The sequence below is a fragment of the Helicobacter pylori genome (assembly GCF_006439795.1).
Classification (GTDB): Bacteria; Campylobacterota; Campylobacteria; order Campylobacterales; family Helicobacteraceae; genus Helicobacter; species Helicobacter pylori_CR.
In genome coordinates this window covers 1-18,714 of the sequence record NZ_VEYL01000019.1, presented here as the reverse complement: position 1 = coordinate 18,714, position 18,714 = coordinate 1, and the positions used below count along the sequence as shown (strand labels likewise).

Here is an 18,714-nt window from a genome sequence, read left to right as displayed (position 1 = left end):
GCGTCATGGAAATCTTACAATTCATCGGCTATGGGAATATGGCTCAAGCGATTTTAGAAGGCGCTCATGAAACTTTATCCAAGCGTTTTATTTTAGAAATTACCGGGCGAAACCCTGAAAAAATCGCCCCCTTTTTACAAGAAAAAAACATTCAAGCTCAAATCGTGCCTTACAAAAACGCCATTGATATACACCAAAAATTCGTGTTTTTACTTTTTAAGCCTTATAACCTTAAGGATTTTAATTATCAAGGGCAAGCTCAAAGCGTTTTGAGTGCACTAGCCGGCGTGGGTTTTGAAGCTTTAAGTAATGCGATAAATTCTTTACATTACTTAAAATGCATGCCCAATATTGCGAGCAAGTTCACCCTTTCTTCTACGGCGGTGTGCGAAAAATCACCCATGCCCTTAATAAGCCAAAAGGCTTTGAGTGTTATTGAGAGTTTTGGGAATTGCGTGCGAGTGGGCAATGAAGAGTTGGTGGATGCCAGCGTAGCGACAAACGGAAGCGCGCTTGCGTTTTTAAGCTTGGTAGCGAGCAGTTTGAAAGATGCCGGTATTAGAGAGGGCTTGAACGCTAGAGATTCTTTAGAATTGGTGAAAATGAGTTTTAAAGGCTTTGCCAAGCTGTTAGAAAAGGAACGCCCCGAGATGATTATAGAGCAAATTTGCACCCCTAAAGGCGCAACGATTGAAGGCTTGAGCGTTTTAGAAAAAAAGGGGGTTAGAGGAGCGTTTATCAAAGCATGCCAAAAGAGCGTGAAAAAATGCACCTCTAAAAATTACACTTTTAAAAAATAAACGCGATGCATTTAGATAGGCAGAGTTTAGAAAAAGCCAAGCATTTGATCCAAAGCGGTCTGATTGACACCATAGAAGTAGGCACAATCAATGGCTTGCAAGAAATCCATCGGTTTTTATTTGAAGGGCTGTATGAATTTGCCGGGAAAATCAGGGATAAAAATATCTCTAAAGGGAATTTCAGGTTCGCTAACTGCTTGTATTTGGATTTGATTTTACCCAGAATTGAGAGCATGCCGCAAAGCAATTTCAATCAAATCATAGAAAAATATGTGGAAATGAATATCGCCCACCCTTTTTTGGAGGGTAATGGCAGAGCGACTAGAATATGGCTTGATTTGTTGCTTAAAAAGGAATTGAAAAAAATCGTGCTTTGGGATAGGATTGATAAAGCCGCTTATTTGAGCGCAATGGAAAGGAGTCCTGTGAATGATTTGGAAATCAAAACGCTTTTAAAAAAGCATTTGAGTTCTAATATTAACGATCCCTTAACTTTCATTAAAGGCATCACGCAGTCGTATTATTATGAAGGGCTTTAAAATTCCATTCTTAAAAATTAAAAGCTTTATTTGTCAGCGTTAGAGAAGATCTAAAACTAATCCTGTGTGCGTTCAATCAAACTCAAAGGCAAGTTAAAAGCTTTAATGAGTTCGCTCTCTTTTTGGCGTTGTTCGCCCTTATCTTTTTCATGGTCATAGCCTAACAAGTGCAACACCCCATGAATGAATAAAAGAGCGATCTCATCTTCTAAGCTATGCCCTAATTTCAGGGCGTTAGTTTGAGCTAATGGTGCATTAATGACCACGCTCCCTAAAGGGGTGTGAGGAACAACCTCTAAAGGGAAGCTCAAAACATCGGTAGCATAATCGCAACCCCTTAAATCCCTATTGATTTCTCGCATGGTTTCATCGCTCACTAAAACAAGCTCAATGATTTGAGTGGGGGCTAAAACATTTGCGATTTTTTCTAATAATAAAAAGTCTGATTCTAGTGGGGTTTGGTTGTCTATTTCTAGCATTAAAGATATAAAAAGAAGTTTAAAAAAGCCCTAAAATTTAGGGCTTATAAAGATTAAGCGAAAGAACCTTTAACTTGTTCTACCCATTTTGAAATCCTCTCATCAGTGAGATCATCTTGATTGTCTTCATCAATCACAAGACCCACGAATTTACCGCTTTCTACCGCTTTAGACGCTTCAAAATGATAACCATCGGTTGAAGTTTGCCCTACCACTTTACCGGCTTTAGCTTTTTCATAAATGTGGAAAATGCCCTCCGCAAAAGTTTCGCTGTAAGTGTCTTGATCGCCCAAGCCTACAAGCCCAATGGTTTTATCCGCAAAATCGCTCGATTCTAGCGTGCCTAAAAAGTCTTCCCAATCTGTTTGCAAATCGCCCGCACCAACTGTTGGAGCGACTAAAATAACCTTTGTAAAGCTATTGAATTGCTCTTTAGAAGCTTTAGCCACATCAATCACTTCAGCATTACCAATAGCCTTGCTGATTTTTTCAGCGATAGCTTCAGCGTTCCCGCTGTCTGTCCCAAAAAAGATACCAATTTTTCCCATGTTCTCAATCCTTGTGTTTAAAGATATTAACGCACCCACTTTATGCGAATGCTTGTGGGCGTAGTCTAGCGCATTTAATTAAACATCTTGCTTAAAAACCCATTTTGTGCGAATATCGTTTCAACAAAAACCATATTAAAAGCGCTATAAGAACAAAACTTATGACAAAAAACGAAGTGTAATGAGAAAGCCTTTCATACAGCGTTTTCACCCAATCGCTCGCTTGAAAAGAAACGCTCCCCACGATTAACGCCCACAAAAAACTGGAAAAAACATTAAGCCATAAAAATCTTTTTAAAGGGTATTTGCTAAAACCAATTGCCAAAGGCACAACGCTTTTAATCCCATACAAATATTTATTGACAAAAATCATTAAAAAAGCGTAGCGTTTCACCCACAAACTCGCCAAAGCAAGCTTTCTTCTATGCTTATGAAAATACTTTAAAAACTCTCTTTTTTGATAGCGGGCAAAGATTACAAGAGCCCCACTCCCTATTAAATTCCCTAAAAAAGCGACAAGAATGGTTATTTTTATATCCAAAGCGTGCGTGGTAGCGCTCAAAATAGAAGCGATGACAATCCCCACATACCCACCCCCTAAAGAATATAAAAATAAAATAAGATAACCCCACTCCTTAAAACCCTCTTGAAAACGCAACAACGCTTCTTGCATTCAAACCCTCTTTTGATTTCGTTTTTATTTTCATGTTATCCAAACTTATTCAACCTGTTAGTGATTTAAACGCTATCTTTTAGTATAATGACAGCATTATCTTAATAACCTAAAAGATATAGAGATGAATACAGAAATTTTAACCATCATGTTAGTTGTCTCAGTGCTTATGGGATTGGTAGGCTTAATAGCGTTTTTATGGGGGGTTAAAAGCGGTCAGTTTGACGATGAAAAACGCATGCTTGAAAGCGTGTTGTATGATAGCGCGAGCGATTTGAACGAAGCGATTTCACAAGAAAAACGCCAAGAGAATTAAAAAATTAAAATAAAAGGATAGGAATGAGCCAAGAAATTTTAGACGTGTTGGTAGTGGGCGCAGGGCCTGGGGGCATTGCCACGGCCGTAGAATGCGAAATAGCCGGCGTTAAAAAAGTGCTTTTATGCGAAAAAACCGAAAGCCATTCAGGCATGTTGGAAAAGTTTTATAAAGCCGGTAAAAGGATTGATAAAGATTATAAAAAGCAAGTCGTAGAGCTTAAGGGGCATATCCCTTTTAAAGACAGCTTTAAAGAAGAGACTTTAGAGAATTTCACTAACCTTTTAAAAGAGCATCATATCACGCCAAGCTATAAAACCGATATTGAAAGCGTGAAAAAAGAGGGCGAGCTGTTTAAAGTTACCACCACTTCTAATACAACCTATCAGGCTAAATTCGTGGTGGTTGCGATCGGGAAAATGGGCCAGCCAAACCGCCCTACTGCTTATAAAATCTCTGTTGCGCTCTCCAAACAAGTGGTTTTTAGCATCAATGATTGTAAGGAAAATGAAAAAACCCTTGTGATCGGCGGAGGCAACTCAGCGGTGGAATACGCCATTGCTTTGTGTAAAACCACCCCTACCACCCTCAATTACCGCAAAAAAGAATTCAGCCGCATCAATGAAGACAACGCTAAAAACTTGCAAGAAGTCCTAGGCAATAACACGCTTAAAAGCAAGCTTGGAGTGGATATTGAAAGCTTAGAAGAAGATAACACTCAAATTAAGGTTAATTTCACCGATAACACGAGCGAGAGTTTTGATCGCTTGCTGTATGCGATCGGAGGCTCTACCCCTTTAGAGTTTTTTAAACGCTGTTCTTTGGAATTAGATCCTAGCACCAATATCCCTGTAGTGAAAGAAAATTTAGAGAGCAACAATATCCCTAATTTGTTCATCGTGGGCGATATTTTATTCAAATCAGGAGCGAGCATCGCTACCGCACTCAATCATGGCTATGATGTTGCGCAAGAAATCGCTAAAAGGTTGCACTCTTAAAGCCGCTCACTCATCAAACGGCTTAGCCTTATACAAAAAGAAAAAGAGGATGAGAAGCGTTAAGGCAAAATGCATGGTTATGATAGTTAGGGGTGAGAAGTAACGCAGTTCCAAACTGCTGATCGATAAGATTAGCACAGAGACCACGCGCACACAGCTTGATAAAAGCGATGAGAGCGATGAAATGTTGTTTTTAGAAACGAATTTGGAGAATTGATACCCCAAGCAATAACTCATGTAAGCAAAAAACGCCACCATGAGTGCATACACCCCTATGAAACAATAAGGGATATTCATAAGCAATAAGGGGCTAACGCCCAGCAACACCACAAGCGAACTCATGGCGATTTTTTGGCTGTAATTTTTGGCTTTTAAAAAATGAATGAGGATGGAAATCACTTGAAAAGCGATATAAAATATAAAAAGGTATTGCTCTTTAATGCCTTGTTTTAAAAAATAGGCTTGCCACATTTGAAAATGGCTCATAAAAAAGATGGGCGTAATCAAATGCCCCACTAACAAAATTTTAAGTTTGGGGTTATCTTTAAGCTCTTTAAGACTGCCTTTGACTTGCTCTTTAAGGAGTTTCAAACTTTTTTGGCTTTTAAAATCCCCTTCTTTTTCTTTAAAATAAATGATGATCGTTAGCGCACAAAGCATGATTAAAAAAATCCCCACGATATACAGCATCGCATGGATTTTGAGATACAAAAACGATCCCAAAGAACTCCCTATAATCATGCCCAAATAAGCGATTTGATTGTTTTTGGCTAAAAACCGGGACAAATCCTTTTTGTTTTCCTTAATGTCTGTGATGAGTGAAGCTTCAATCGTGCCGCTAGAGCATGCGCTATACAAACCATACAGCCCCCATGCTAAAAGCATGAGAATAAAACTATCAAAGAAAAGCACAAACGAAAAACTAGCGATTAAAAAGGCATTAGAAACCAGGAATAGGTTTTTCCGGCTCATCAAATCCGCTAAAACACCGCTCGGGTATTCAGCCACCAGCACACAAAAGCTAAAAAAGGTTTGCACGAGCAAGATTTCACTCAAACTAAGCCCTTTAGAAAGCAACAAGGGGGTTAAAATCGCATGGGGCAAGCTTTGAAGCGATGATTAAGAGAAAATTCGCCCCATAGTAAGCTAAAATGTTTTTTCTTAACATTTGAAAATTATAATTAAAACTAGCTTATAATACAGCGTTATATCTTTTATTTAAGGGGTATTGATGCTAACCCAATTAAAAACTTATCCAAAATTACTCAAACATTATGAAGAAATCAAAGAAGCGCATATGCGCGATTGGTTTTCTAAAGATAAAGAGCGAGCGAGCCGTTATTTCGTGCAATTTGAAAGCTTGAGCTTGGATTATTCCAAAAACCGCCTGAACGATACCACTTTAAAGCTTCTTTTTGAATTAGCGAACGACTGCTCTTTAAAAGAAAAGATTGAAGCGATGTTTAAGGGCGAAAAAATCAACACCACCGAAAAAAGGGCCGTTTTACACACCGCCTTAAGAAGCTTGAATGACACTGAAATCTTACTAGACAACATGGAAGTGTTAAAAAGTGTGAGGAGCGTTTTAAAACGCATGCGAGCCTTTAGTGATAGCGTGAGAAGCGGTAAGAGATTAGGCTATACCAATCAAGTGATCACTGATATTGTCAATATCGGCATTGGGGGGTCAGATTTAGGCGCTTTAATGGTTTGCACCGCCTTAAAACGCTACGGCCACCCGAGATTAAAAATGCATTTTGTATCTAATGTGGATGGCACACAGATTTTAGACGTTTTAGAAAAACTCAATCCGGCCAGCACGCTTTTTATCGTGGCTTCTAAGACTTTTTCCACTCAAGAAACCTTAACCAACGCCCTAACCGCTAGAAAATGGTTTGTAGAAAGAAGCGGCGATGAAAAGCATATCGCTAAGCACTTTGTAGCGGTATCCACCAATAAAGAAGCCGTCCAACAATTTGGCATTGATGAGCATAACATGTTTGAATTTTGGGATTTTGTAGGGGGGCGCTATAGTTTGTGGTCGGCTATTGGCTTATCCATTATGATCTATTTAGGGAAGAAAAATTTTAACGCTCTTTTGAAAGGGGCGTATTTGATGGATGAGCATTTTAGAAACGCCCCTTTTGAAAGCAATTTACCCGTTTTAATGGGGCTAATTGGCGTGTGGTATATCAATTTTTTCCAATCCAAAAGCCATTTAATCGCTCCTTACGATCAGTATTTAAGGCATTTCCCTAAATTCATCCAGCAATTGGATATGGAAAGCAATGGCAAACGCATCAGCAAAAAAGGCGAAACCATCCCCTATGACACATGCCCTGTTGTTTGGGGCGATATGGGCATTAACGCTCAGCACGCCTTTTTCCAGCTCTTGCATCAAGGCACGCATTTAATCCCCATTGATTTTATCGCCTCTTTAGATAAAAAACCTAACGCTAAAGGCCACCATGAGATTTTATTCAGCAATGTTTTAGCGCAAGCGCAAGCCTTCATGAAAGGCAAGAGTTATGAAGAAGCGCTTGGCGAACTGCTTTCTAAAGGCTTAGACAAAGATGAAGCCAAAGACTTAGCCCACCACAGGGTGTTTTTTGGCAACCGCCCCTCTAATATCCTTTTATTAGAAAAGATCTCGCCAAGTAATATTGGGGCGTTGGTGGCTCTTTATGAGCATAAGGTCTTTGTGCAAGGGGTTATTTGGGATATTAACAGCTTTGATCAATGGGGCGTGGAGCTTGGGAAAGAGTTGGCCGTGCCGATTTTACAAGAATTAGAGGGGCATAAAAGCAACGCTTATTTTGACAGCTCCACTAAGCATTTAATAGAATTGTATAAGAATTACAACCAATAGACTTTGTTTTATAACAAGATAAAACCTAAAAAACAATAAAGCAAAGCTTAACCCCCATTTTCAAGCACTCCATTCAAAATCATCCGTTAATCATAACGGATTTTAGCGCCATATATTAGCCATTTGAATTTAAAGAGAGTAAATTTTCCACAAATTAATCGTTTTTAGCTTTTAAAAGCTTGACTTTCTCATCATATGCATTATTTTACATATTATAATTATTTCAAAGCTAAGAATAATAAAAACTAAAGAATAGATTTATCTTTAAAAGTATTTGCATTTATCAATCTCATTTTAGGAGGCATGCATGAAAAAGGCAAGTCAGGTTTTATTCTTTGGGGCATTTTTAAGCTCTTCTTTACAAGGTTTTGAAGCTAAGCTCAACGGCTTTGTGGATCAATCCAGCACTATCGGTTTTAACCAGCATAAAATCAATAAAGAAAGAGGTATCTACCCTATGCAGCAATTCGCAACGATTGCGGGCTATTTAGGGCTTGGTTTTAGCCTGTTACCCAAAAAGGTTTCAGACCATGTTTTAAAAGGCAAAATAGGGGGCATGGTGGGATCTATTTTCTATGACGGCACGAAGAAGTTTGAAGACGGATCTGTGGCTTACAACCTCTTTGGTTATTATGATGGGTTCATGGGGGGTTATACAAACATCTTACAAAGCGATGATTTAGCGACACAAAACATGAAACACAACAAAAATGTCCGCAATTATGTCTTTAGCGATGCGTATTTAGAATACGCTTATAAGAATTATTTTGAAATAAAAGCCGGACGCTACCTCTCCACTATGCCTTATAAAAGCGGTCAAACGCAAGGCTTTCAAGTTTCTGGGCAATACAAGCATGCGCGTTTGACTTGGTTTAGCTCTTTTGGGAGGGCGTTCGCTTATGGTTCGTTTTTAATGGATTGGTTTGCCGCACGGACCACTTATAGCGGAGGCTTTACCAAAAACGATAAGGGAGGTTATGATAGCCATGGGCGAAAGGTGCTTTATGGCACGCATGCGGTGCAACTCACCTATAAACCTCATCGTTTCCTCATAGAAGGATTTTATTACCTTTCGCCTCAAATCTTTAACGCTCCGGGCGTTAAGATTGGTTGGGATTCTAACCCTAATTTTAGCGGCACAGGCTTTCGCTCTGATACGGCTGTCATAGGGTTTTTTCCCATTTACTACCCTTGAATGATCGTTAAATCCGATGGGAGTCCGGTCTATAGATACGACACGCCTGCCACTCAAAATGGGCAAAATCTCATCATCCGCCAACGCTTTGACATCAACAATTACAATGTTTCCATCGCTTTTTATAAAGTCTTTCAAAACGCTAATGGTTGGATAGGCAACATGGGGAATCCAAGCGGTGTGATCATGGGGAGTAACAGCGTCTATGCTGGTTTTACAGGCACAGCCCTTAAAAGAGACGCCGCTACCATTTTCCTTTCTTGTGGCGGCACTCATTTTGCCAAAAAATTCACATGGAAATTCGCCACACAATACTCCAATTCAGTAGTCTCTTGGGAAGCGAGAGCGATGATCTCTTTAGGTTATAAATTCACTGAATACTTGAGCGGTAGCGTGGATCTTGCGTATTATGGCGTGTATACTAACAAAGGCTTTAAACCGGGTGAAAACGGGCCTGTGCCTAAAGACTTCCCCGCCCTTTATTCTGACAGGAGCGCGTTATACACGGCTCTAGTAGCGTCATTTTGATGCTACCCTATGATTATGGTAGGCGTCTTTTTGATGCTATGATCACAAAATATAGTAGGCATTATTTTGATGCTGTCTCCTATAATGTAATAGGCGTTTTTTAACGCTGTTCCTCTAATCTCTATATATAAAATTTCTTTTCAAGCGAAAGCTCTTTGTTAAATCATACCCATTAAGCAAAAAATCATCATCTTCATCATCTTCAAAATTGAGCTTTTAAAAAAGCAAACGATAGCTTTTTAAGAACTAAAACAGAAATCCCAAGCATCTTTAGTGTTTGCACGCTTCACAAACAAGGTCAAACTTTTTTTATGGATTTAAAGGGGGTTTAAGCCCCCTTTATTCAAGTAGCTTTGATGTAAGGGGTTTCAGCCAGTGGCGGGTAAATTTGATTTTTAAAATAAGCGTTTGAGCAAATCCTAACGCTCACAATCAGCACCAATAGCGCTACAAACATGAAAAACACGCACAAAATCGCATCAATAGCGTGGTTAAAAAGGGATTTTTGGAGCGTTTTTAGCGCTTTTTCATCGGTAGTGGTAGCCATTTTTTCTTTGATGATTTGCATTTGCGCCACATGGGAAACATTATTAAGCACACTATCATTACTCTTTGGCATTACTTTTAAAATACCGCTATAAAAAGTGATGCTCAAAATCAAAACTGCCGGCAAGGCGCTTACCATCGCCCCCTTAAAACGCCCCATTTTAAACAACACCACCGTAACCAACAACAACGCCATGCCCGCTAACATCTGATTGCTCACGCCAAATAAAGGCCATAGCGTATAAATCCCCCCTTTAGGATCAATCGTGCCTTGATACAAGAAATACCCCCACCCTGCCACACACAAAAGAGTGGCAAAAATCCCAGCTTTATAAGAGCTAAGATTACCCAAAGGCTTATAAACATTACCGAGCAAATCTTGGATCATGAAACGAGCGGTTCGTGTGCCAGCATCCACAGCGGTTAAAATAAACAAAGCTTCAAACAAAATCGCAAAATGGTACCAAAACGCCATCACGCTTGGATCCCCTAAAATGTGATACACAATCATCGCTAAACCGATCGCAAAAGTGGGTGCCCCACCGGTGCGGCTCAAAATGGAGCTTTCGCCGATGTTTTTGGTCATCTCACTGATTTCTTCAGCGCTGATACTAAACCCCCATGAGCTAATCACTGAAGCCGCATCAGCTATATCTTTACCGATGCTCACTTCTGGGGAATTGATAGCGAAATAAAGCCCTGGGTGCAAGATCCCTGCGCACACCAACGCCATAAGAGCCACAACGCTCTCCATCACCATAGAGCCATAGCCCACTAGCCTTGCGTCGCTTTCTTTAGCGAGCATTTTAGGGGTCGTGCCTGAAGAAATTAAAGCATGAAAGCCGCTAATCGTTCCGCAAGCCACCGTGATAAACAAGAAAGGGAACACGCTTCCTGCAAACACAGGCCCACTGCCATCTACAAAGGGCGTGATTTTAGGGATTTGTAAGGGAGGAGCGACAAAAATAATAGCCACAACCAACACCCCTATAACGCCAATTTTTAAAAAAGTGCTTAAATAATCTCGTGGAGCGAGTAAAAACCATACCGGTAAAATAGAAGCCACAAACCCATAGCCCATGATCATCCACGCTAAAGAACTGGCCTCAAAAGTGAATATTGACGCTAATTTAGGATCTAAAGAAACATATTTACCCGCATAAATCGCTATAATCAACAGAATAAAGCCAATAACAGAAACTTCTAAAATCTTATGTGGCCTGAAAAACCGCATGTAAAGCCCCATAAGAATCGCAATGGGAATGGTCATAGCGATCGTGAAAAAGCCCCAAGGCGAATGCGCTAAAGCCTTCACCACCACCATCGCTAAAATCGCAATGATAATGAGCATGATCCCTAAAATACCAAGACTTGCGATCATGCCTACAAATTGACCCATTTCAAGCTTGATCATTTCGCCTAAAGACTTGCCATCGCGCCTAATAGAAGCAAAAAGCACCACAAAATCATGCACGCAACCCCCTAAAACTGAGCCTATCAAAATCCATAAGATAGAGGGCAAGTAACCCATTTGAGCGGCTAGTATCGGGCCTACTAAAGGGCCAGCCCCAGCAATAGCGGCGAAATGATGCCCAAAGGTGATGGCTTTATCGGTTGGCACAAAATCCTTGCCGTCATTCCTTACGCATGCAGGCGTGGCTCTGCTATCATCTAGCTTTAACACCCTATAAGCGATAAAATGGCTATAAAAACGATAGCCTATGCTATAAATGCAAGCACTCGCTACTACAAGCCATAGCGTGTTAATGCTCTCGCCCTTGTGTAAGGCTAACACCCCTAAACAGATCGCCCCTAAAATAGCGGCAAAAACCCAAGCCAAAGAAACTAAACTTTTTTGCATGTCCTCTCCATTTAATGATTGTTTAATCATTGTTGTTAATTTCAGCCAGTTTCTTATTATAATTCAAATTTTCTTTGAATAGTGGCAAAATAGCTCATAAACTTCCCGCATAAAGGCTTGGGTTTTCCAAACTTCTAACAATTGGGGTAAATAAGAGCCGTTTTAAACATGATGCTTTAAAGCGTCATTAATTTTAAGGTATAGCGTTATGGCATTAGATTGGGATTTTATGTTGCACTCCATCCCTGCGTTTTTTAAGGGGTTAAAACTCACGCTTTATATTTCTTTCTTTGGGATTTTGCTCTCTCTTTTGGTGGGGTTTTTGTGCACGCTCGTTTTGTATTTTAAAACGCGCTTTATCTCTCCTATCGTCTATATCTATGGCGAAATCGCCAGGAACACGCCCCTACTCATCCAGCTTTTCTTTTTGTATTACGGGTTGAATGAAATCGGTTTGAGCGCTTTAGAATGCGCGATTTTAGCGTTAGGGTTTTTGGGTGGGGGGTATATGAGTCAAAGTTTTTTGCTTGGGTTTAAGAGCTTGGCTTCCATTCAAAGAGAAAGCGCTTTGAGTTTGGGGTTTAGCCCTTTGAAGATGATGTATTATATTATTCTGCCTCAAAGTTTAAGCGTTTCTATGCCTTCTATAGGGGCGAATGTGATTTTTTTACTCAAAGAAACTTCTGTGGTGGGTGCGATAGCCCTAACCGATATTATGTTCGTGGCGAAAGATTTTATTGGCATTTATTATAAAACGACTGAAAGCCTTTTGATGTTAAGCATCGCTTATTTGATTGCTTTGCTCCCCTTAAGCGTTTTGTTTGTGATCTTAGAGCGTTTCTTTAAAAAGAAAGTGGCTTAAAAATGGGAGTTTTACTAGAGTTAGACAACCTTAAGCGTTTGTTAGAAGGGTTTGAAACCACTCTTTTGATCGCTCTTAGCTCTGCGGTTATTTCAATCATTGTTGGAATGCTTTTGGGGAGCTTGATGGCGTTTGGCTCTAAAATAGTGGTTTTGGCGTGTCGTGTGTATTTAGAAAGCATTCGCATCATCCCGCTTTTAGCATGGCTTTTTATTGTGTATTTTGGGTTAGCGAGCTGGTTTGATTTGCACATTAGCGCCGTTTTAGCGAGCGTTATTGTTTTTAGCTTGTGGGGTGGCGCTGAAATGATGGATTTAACCAGAGGGGTTTTAACTTCCGTGAGCAAACACCAAGTAGAAAGCGCTCTGGCTTTAGGCATGGATTCAAAAAAGGTGATTTTTAATATTATTTTCCCCCAAAGCTTTTTGTCTTTATTGCCCTCAAGCCTTAATTTATTCACGCGCATGATTAAAACCACGGCTTTAGTCTCTCTCATTGGAGCGATTGATTTGTTAAAAGTGGGCCAGCAAATCATAGAGCTTAACCTCTTACGCATGCCCAATGCGAGCTTTATGGTTTATGGCGTTATCTTAATGTTTTATTTTAGTTTATGCTATAGTTTGAGCCTGTATAGTTCCTATTTAGAAAAAAAATTCCAATACATTAGAGGGTAAAATGAGCGTGATTTTAGAAACCAAAGGGTTAAAAAAAACCTATCAAAACCATTTGGTTTTAGACGGCATCAATTTCACTTTAAATAAGGGTGAAGCGGCAGTGATTTTAGGGCCTAGCGGGTGCGGGAAAAGCACTTTTTTAAAATGCTTAAACGGGCTTGAAAAGATTGATGAGGGTGAAATTCTTTTTGAAAACACTAACCTTAATACGCCAACTACCAACTGGAATCAAATGCGCCAAAAAATAGGCATGGTGTTTCAAAATTATGAATTGTTCCCGCATTTAAATGTGTTAGATAATATCTTACTCGCCCCCTTAAAAGTGCAAAAACGATCCAAAGATGAGGCCATTTCTCAAGCCGTAGAGCTTTTAAAACGAGTGGGTTTGGAGCACAAACAACAAGCTTACCCTAAAGAATTGAGCGGCGGGCAAAAGCAACGAGTAGCGATCGTGCGTTCTTTATGCATGCGGCCAAAAATCATGCTTTTTGATGAAGTAACCGCCTCATTAGACCCTGAAATGGTTAAAGAAGTTTTAGAAGTGATTTTAGAATTAGCCACAACGGGCATGAGCATGGTGATTGTAACGCATGAAATAAAATTCGCGCAAAAAATCGCTCATAAAATCGTGTTTTTTGATAGCGGTAAAATCGCTGAAGAAAACAGCGCTAAAGAATTTTTCAATAACCCCAAATCTCAAAGAGCGCAAAAATTTTTAGAAACTTTTCATTTTTTAGGGAGCTGTTAAATAAAGTTTGCTAAAAAGATGGTTTTAATTCCAAAAAAAGGTGTTTTTATGAAAACAAACGAGCTTTTTAAGGTATGGGGGCTATTTTTAGTTTTAATCGCTTTAGTCTTTAGCGCATGTTCTGATAGCCATAAAGAAAAAAAAGACGCTTTAGAAGTCATTAAACAAAGAGGGGTTTTAAAAGTGGGGGTTTTTAGCGATAAGCCTCCTTTTGGCTCTGTGGATTCTAAAGGGCAATATCAAGGCTATGATGTCGTCATTGCTAAACGCATGGCTTTGGATTTATTGGGCGATGAAAATAAGATTGAGTTTATTCCTGTAGAAGCTTCAGCTAGGGTGGAATTTTTAAAAGCCAATAAAGTGGATATTATCATGGCTAATTTCACGCGCACCAAAGAGAGAGAAAAAGTCGTGGATTTTGCTAAGCCGTATATGAAAGTCGCTTTGGGGGTGATTTCTAAAGATGGGGTTATTAAAAATATAGAAGAGTTGAAGGATAAAGAGTTGATTGTGAATAAAGGCACGATAGCGGATTTTTATTTCACTAAAAATTACCCCAATATCAAACTTTTGAAATTTGAGCAAAACACAGAGACTTTTTTAGCCCTTTTAAACAATAAGGCTACCGCTCTAGCCCATGACAACACTTTATTGCTCGCTTGGGCGAAACAACACCCTGAGTTTAAATTAGGCATTACAAGCCTTGGCGATAAGGATGTGATCGCTCCAGCGATTAAAAAGGGTAACCCTAAGCTTTTAGAATGGTTGAACAACGAGATGGATTCCCTCATTTCTAGCGACTTCTTAAAAGAAGCTTATAAGGAGACTTTAGCGCCTGTTTATGGCGATGAAATCAAACCGGAAGAAATTATTTTTGAATGATTTCTTTAGGCTTTGATTTCTTGACAGAGTGCGTTTTTATTGCTAAATTAGCGGTTTTGTGATCTTTTTGTTTTTCATTTTGGGATATATTTGTTTGATTTTACACTGAAAGGATTTGTTGATGAATCATTTTTATAAGCGTTGTTTGAAATTTTCATTGGTTGGGTTGCTAGGGTTTTTGAGCGTTCAGCTTCATGCTAGGAGTTTTATTGATGGGGATTTAGACATTCAAAAATTCAGCTATGAATATTCTCTGCTTAAAAAGGGAGACCCTAATGGTGTGCATAAGGTTCAGGTGCGGGATTATAAAGGCAAAATGCAAGAAGCTGAGATCCACTCAGAAATACGCATCGCGCTTAAACCGGGGGTTAAAAAAGAAGTTAAAAAAGGCAAAATTTATAGCGCTCAAATCAATGATGGCATGTGCTATGCTTTTAGAATGCTCCAAACCGGCGATAATACCACAGGCCTTGATTCTAAAGAGTTCCCCAAGCAAAGCCGTGAAAAAAAGGGCCGAGTGATCACTTTAATCGGTAAAGATGAAGTGCCTTATCTTATTTTAGAAACCGATTGCCAAGTGGGCGATATTGCAAAGATCTCTTTGGTGGGTAATTTTGATGGCACCGGATTTCTTACGGAATATAAATTCAAAGACGCTAAACCCATTTACTAATTTTCTTTTTTAGCTTCATTCTTCAAATCTCTTAACCTTTTGTGGTTAGGAGGTTTTTCTTATCCGTTGCGGATATTTTTGATCGCATCTTAAAAATTTTTAAAACCCTGTTTGTGTTTTTACCTCAAGCGTTAAAAAAGCTCTGTTCTCATCAAACACTGACAAGTAAAACCTTTTATAGAGTGCTTGCTTGATTAAAGTCAAGTTCTTTATTATTGGTTATAAAAAATATTTTTTGGCATTTTTAAATTTTTAAAACAAGCTAAAAGAAAGAAAATAAAAGAGAAACCCCCCCTTTTTTTAGGAGTTTTCTTCTTGCTTATACCCTTTAAGCGCAAAGAAGAGGATATAAAAATAGCACAATAACGGCACACCATAAGCGTAGAGCAAATTTGATTCGGTTGCTGTGAGCATGTCTGTAACCGCACCTTGAATGGGGGGGATTAACGCCCCTCCTACAATCGCCATGCTAATCACCCCAGAAGCCTTAGAAGTGAGATGCCCTAAATTGAGCGTAGCCAAAGAAAAGATGGTAGGGAACATGATAGAGTTGAAAAAGCCCACAAAAGTCAGAGCGAATAAAGCGATCTTGCCTCCAATGAGAATAGCCAAAGCGATAAGCGCAATAGAGCTTAAGGCGTTAAAAGCCAAGTATTTATTAGGGGCAATTTTATTCATCAACACACTGCCCAAGAAACGGCCCACCATCGCGCCTCCCCAATAATACACCAAGTAATGCGCGCTTGATTGAGGGTCTAAATTCAAAAGCTTTTCAAAGCTTAGCACCAAGAATGAGCCAATCGCCACTTCTCCCCCCACATAAAAAAAGATCCCCAAAGCCCCAAAAACAAAGTGTTTGTGCGAAAACAGGCTTTTTTGAGTCGTTTCTTTGGGCATTTCTTTTTCCACATCAGGCAATTTCAAAAGATACATCACAAGCGCTAAAAGAAGCGAAAACACCGCCAAGCCCAAATAAGGCATTTGAACGCTTTTAGCGTCCGCTAATTTATCTATCAAACTTGCATTATCGCCCATTTTAGTCGTGCTAAAAATCAACAAGCTCCCAAAAATAGGCCCTAAAGTCGTGCCAAGCGAATTGAACGCCTGGACTAAAACCAGGTTTCTGGCTTCTTTACCTTTAGAAAGCAAGGTTACAAAGGGATTACCGGCAGTCTGTAAGCACACAATCCCGCTCGCTAAAATAAACAACGCTCCTAAAAAAAACCCATAGGAGCCAAAATGCGCCGCCGGATAAAATAACGCGCACCCCGTCGCTGTGATCACAAAACCAAGCACCACGCCAAAAGGGTAGCCGATTTTACTGATCACATTCCCAAAAACTCCTCCCATGATGAAATACGCCCCAAAAAAGCAAAATTGAATGAGTGAAGCTTCAAAATAGGTCAAGTCAAAAATGGGCTTTAAGTGTGGGATTAAAATGTCGTTTAAAACCGTGATAAAACCCATTAGAAAGAATAGCGCTGTCAAACTCCCCAGCGCCAAAGTGTTAGAAGTTTTTTGCATACCTTCTCCTTTTTTATTGAGTTGATATAATAATAATGATATTACAATTATTTTAAGATAATAATCTGTCTAAATAAAGAAAAAGAGGCATGAAATGAGTAAAAAATGCAAAGCCCCTTAAAAAGAGCTTAACGAAAGATAAATACAGAAACAGAAATGATGCAGAGAATGATGATGCCTGAATTGAGCGCTTTGAAGTCTTTTTGAACCAATTTGATGATACTATAAGACAAAAAGCCAAAGGCTAAGCCATCGGCAATGGAGAAGGTTAAGGGCATCATCACCACGGTTAAAAAAGTGGAAACGCTAATGGCCATGTCTTTAAAATTCACCCCCTCTAACACGCTAAACATCAAAACCCCTACTACCACCAGCACCGGATAAATCGCATTGCTGGGAATGGCTTTTAAAAGAGGCAAGCAAAAGAGCGTTAAAACAAAAAATAATCCGGTAAAAACCGCTGTAAGCCCTGTGCGGCCCCCCTCTTCAACCCCACTCGCGCTTTCTATAAAAGCCGTCGTGGTAGAAACGCCCACCACCGCACTCCCTAAAGAAGCCACCGCATCCGCTTCTAAAGTCCTTTCTAATTCCTTGTTTTTTTCTTCATCATTGAAAAAATCAGTCTTGTGGCCAATCCCTGCAAGCGTGCCTAAAGAATCAAACAAATCGGTTACAAAAAAAGTGATAATAACTGGCGCTAACGCTAAAGTGAAAGCCCCACTCGCATCAAAAAAAATGCCCTTAAAGTCTAATTGAAAGGCGATAGGGCCAATGCTAGCGGGCATGGAAAAAAACTCACTAGGGTAAGGAGCCAGCTTTAAAACCCATGCGAGAATGGAAGTGATTAAGACTGCTATAATGAAAGAACCCCTGATTTTGAGCGTGTAGAGCGCGAAAGTTAGAATGATCCCCACAACCCCCAATAACACATGCGGATCGCCAAAATCGCCTAAGGTTACAAGCGTAGCCTTATGGGTAACGACAATATGCATTTCTTTAAGGCCAATAAACGCGATAAAAGCCCCTATCCCCGCGCTCACCGCACGCCTTAAATCGCTAGGAATGCTTCGCATGACCCAACTTCTAAATTTAGTGAAAGACAAAATCACAAAAATCGCTCCCGAGAGCGCTACGATGCCTAAAGCGCTCTGCCAAGGGAGTTTTAGCCCCTGAACCAACCCGAAGCTAAAATAAGCTGACAACCCTAAGCCCACGCTCATAGCGATGGGAGTGTTTGCCCATAGCCCGTTAAACACGCTCGATAAGATAGTGATAATGGCAGTCGCGCTCAAAAGGGCTTCATAAGGCATGTTGGCTTGAGAAAGGATAAGAGCGTTTAAGGGCACGATGTAAATCATGGTGATAAAAGTCGTTAAACCCGCTCTAAACTCGGTGGCAATGTTCGTGTTGTGTTCTTTAAGCTTGAAAAACCCCATGTTAGATAACTCCTTACTATTTGGTATAGATTAATTTAATAAGGGGCTTTGGGGTTATGCTAGCGCTATTTTATTTTAAATTGCCTTAAGATGCTTGATTGTGTTGTTTCAATCAAAAGAAGTGAGTAAAAAACCCTTTTTTTAAAAAACTCCGCTAAAAATGATTGTTTTTAATGAAAACCGCAAAAAGCTCATCTTGTAAGGTAATTTTATTCTTTAATGGTTTTTGAGAGAGCGTTTTTTAAATGTGGAAAGATTGTTGTAAAACGAACACCCCCATAAGTGCGATTATGGGGATAAATTCTAAAAAGGAGTTTGCCATGGAAAACTGAAAATGGCAAAAACATTATACCTTAAAATTTCTTTTTTTAGGGTTTAATCATCGTTTTTTAAAAATTTTTAGCTTGAGAGATTTTTGAGAAGTTTAACCCCCCCCTTTTTTAAAAAGAGGGTTTTTAATAAGCAAACACATAGTTGAGATACACGCTATAGAGTCTTCGGTATTCCAATTTAGTTCCCAAGTAAGAATAGTAATTCGTGTTAATGGTAGGGATTTTCACGCC

17 protein-coding genes and 2 pseudogenes are annotated in these 18,714 nt (G+C 39.6%); 11 read left to right on the top strand and 8 right to left on the bottom strand.

The window, feature by feature from the left end; all coding sequences use genetic code 11:
* Nucleotides 1–5: 5 nt before the first annotated feature.
* Together proC and fic are read left to right on the top strand one after the other, a co-directional pair.
* Complete coding sequence (gene proC / locus FIM66_RS07270; protein WP_140493405.1) at nucleotides 6–800, top strand: pyrroline-5-carboxylate reductase; 795 nt, start codon at nucleotides 6–8, stop codon at nucleotides 798–800.
* A 5-nt stretch (nucleotides 801–805) separates the two neighbouring features.
* Entirely contained in the window at nucleotides 806–1,339 is a 534-nt protein-coding gene (gene fic / locus FIM66_RS07265) for a protein adenylyltransferase Fic (RefSeq protein ID WP_140479368.1), read from the top strand.
* A gap of 56 nt (nucleotides 1,340–1,395) precedes the next feature.
* Here fic and ybeY read toward each other — a convergent pair whose 3' ends face one another.
* From ybeY to FIM66_RS07250, 3 genes are all read right to left on the bottom strand, one after another.
* Nucleotides 1,396–1,818: an rRNA maturation RNase YbeY gene (gene ybeY, locus FIM66_RS07260; protein ID WP_140500327.1), complete on the bottom strand. Its 423-nt coding sequence runs from the start codon at nucleotides 1,816–1,818 to the stop codon at nucleotides 1,396–1,398.
* Between the two features lie 53 nt (nucleotides 1,819–1,871).
* The gene (locus FIM66_RS07255) at nucleotides 1,872–2,366 is read right to left on the bottom strand and encodes a flavodoxin (RefSeq protein ID WP_140600318.1); all 495 of its coding nucleotides are present in this window, start codon (nucleotides 2,364–2,366) and stop codon (nucleotides 1,872–1,874) included.
* A 91-nt stretch (nucleotides 2,367–2,457) separates the two neighbouring features.
* Nucleotides 2,458–3,039, bottom strand: coding sequence for a DedA family protein (locus FIM66_RS07250; protein WP_140600317.1), 582 nt, complete (start codon nucleotides 3,037–3,039; stop codon nucleotides 2,458–2,460).
* Between the two features lie 124 nt (nucleotides 3,040–3,163).
* Between FIM66_RS07250 and ccoS the strand changes: the two genes are divergently transcribed.
* A complete protein-coding gene (ccoS, locus tag FIM66_RS07245) occupies nucleotides 3,164–3,355 on the top strand; it encodes a cbb3-type cytochrome oxidase assembly protein CcoS (protein WP_108529096.1) in 192 nt (63 codons plus the stop codon).
* Between the two features lie 23 nt (nucleotides 3,356–3,378).
* Nucleotides 3,379–4,353 carry an NAD(P)-binding domain-containing protein gene (locus tag FIM66_RS07240; protein WP_140500328.1) on the top strand — a complete coding sequence of 325 codons (975 nt, stop codon included), beginning with the start codon at nucleotides 3,379–3,381 and terminating at the stop codon, nucleotides 4,351–4,353.
* 6 nt (nucleotides 4,354–4,359) lie between these two features.
* Here FIM66_RS07240 and FIM66_RS07235 read toward each other — a convergent pair.
* Nucleotides 4,360–5,521 (bottom strand): annotated as a pseudogene (locus FIM66_RS07235) (HP1165 family MFS efflux transporter).
* Nucleotides 5,522–5,584: 63 nt separating this feature from the next.
* Between FIM66_RS07235 and pgi the strand changes: the two are divergent.
* Together pgi and hofH are read left to right on the top strand one after the other, a co-directional pair.
* Nucleotides 5,585–7,222: a glucose-6-phosphate isomerase gene (gene pgi / locus FIM66_RS07230; RefSeq protein ID WP_000957607.1), complete on the top strand. Its 1,638-nt coding sequence runs from the start codon at nucleotides 5,585–5,587 to the stop codon at nucleotides 7,220–7,222.
* Nucleotides 7,223–7,529: 307 nt separating this feature from the next.
* Nucleotides 7,530–8,945: pseudogene (gene hofH, locus FIM66_RS07225) on the top strand (outer membrane beta-barrel protein HofH).
* A gap of 343 nt (nucleotides 8,946–9,288) precedes the next feature.
* Here the strand turns inward: hofH and FIM66_RS07220 are convergent.
* The gene (locus FIM66_RS07220) at nucleotides 9,289–11,382 is read right to left on the bottom strand and encodes a carbon starvation CstA family protein (RefSeq protein WP_194149271.1); all 2,094 of its coding nucleotides are present in this window, start codon (nucleotides 11,380–11,382) and stop codon (nucleotides 9,289–9,291) included.
* Between the two features lie 178 nt (nucleotides 11,383–11,560).
* Here FIM66_RS07220 and FIM66_RS07215 point away from each other — a divergent pair, with 178 nt between their 5' ends.
* From FIM66_RS07215 to FIM66_RS07195, 5 genes are all read left to right on the top strand, one after another.
* Nucleotides 11,561–12,214 (top strand): amino acid ABC transporter permease, encoded by a 654-nt coding sequence (locus FIM66_RS07215; RefSeq protein ID WP_140600315.1) that lies wholly within the window; start codon nucleotides 11,561–11,563, stop codon nucleotides 12,212–12,214.
* A gap of 2 nt (nucleotides 12,215–12,216) precedes the next feature.
* A complete protein-coding gene (locus FIM66_RS07210; protein ID WP_140600314.1) occupies nucleotides 12,217–12,888 on the top strand; it encodes an amino acid ABC transporter permease in 672 nt (223 codons plus the stop codon).
* Between the two features lies 1 nt (nucleotide 12,889).
* The gene (locus tag FIM66_RS07205) at nucleotides 12,890–13,636 is read left to right on the top strand and encodes an amino acid ABC transporter ATP-binding protein (RefSeq protein WP_140600313.1); all 747 of its coding nucleotides are present in this window, start codon (nucleotides 12,890–12,892) and stop codon (nucleotides 13,634–13,636) included.
* A gap of 48 nt (nucleotides 13,637–13,684) precedes the next feature.
* Nucleotides 13,685–14,518: a transporter substrate-binding domain-containing protein gene (locus FIM66_RS07200; RefSeq protein ID WP_140548610.1), complete on the top strand. Its 834-nt coding sequence runs from the start codon at nucleotides 13,685–13,687 to the stop codon at nucleotides 14,516–14,518.
* Between the two features lie 121 nt (nucleotides 14,519–14,639).
* Complete coding sequence (locus FIM66_RS07195; RefSeq protein WP_140600312.1) at nucleotides 14,640–15,191, top strand: hypothetical protein; 552 nt, start codon at nucleotides 14,640–14,642, stop codon at nucleotides 15,189–15,191.
* Between the two features lie 300 nt (nucleotides 15,192–15,491).
* Here the strand turns inward: FIM66_RS07195 and FIM66_RS07190 are convergent, their stop codons facing one another.
* From FIM66_RS07190 to FIM66_RS07180, 3 genes are all read right to left on the bottom strand, one after another.
* On the bottom strand, nucleotides 15,492–16,715 hold the full coding sequence (locus tag FIM66_RS07190; RefSeq protein ID WP_140548606.1) for a sugar MFS transporter: 1,224 nt from the start codon (nucleotides 16,713–16,715) through the stop codon (nucleotides 15,492–15,494).
* Nucleotides 16,716–16,843: 128 nt separating this feature from the next.
* The gene (locus FIM66_RS07185; protein WP_140548604.1) at nucleotides 16,844–18,151 is read right to left on the bottom strand and encodes an NCS2 family permease; all 1,308 of its coding nucleotides are present in this window, start codon (nucleotides 18,149–18,151) and stop codon (nucleotides 16,844–16,846) included.
* A 455-nt stretch (nucleotides 18,152–18,606) separates the two neighbouring features.
* Nucleotides 18,607–18,714, bottom strand: a 108-nt coding sequence (locus FIM66_RS07180; protein ID WP_140600129.1) for an outer membrane beta-barrel protein, incomplete at its 5' end; no start/stop codon positions are given.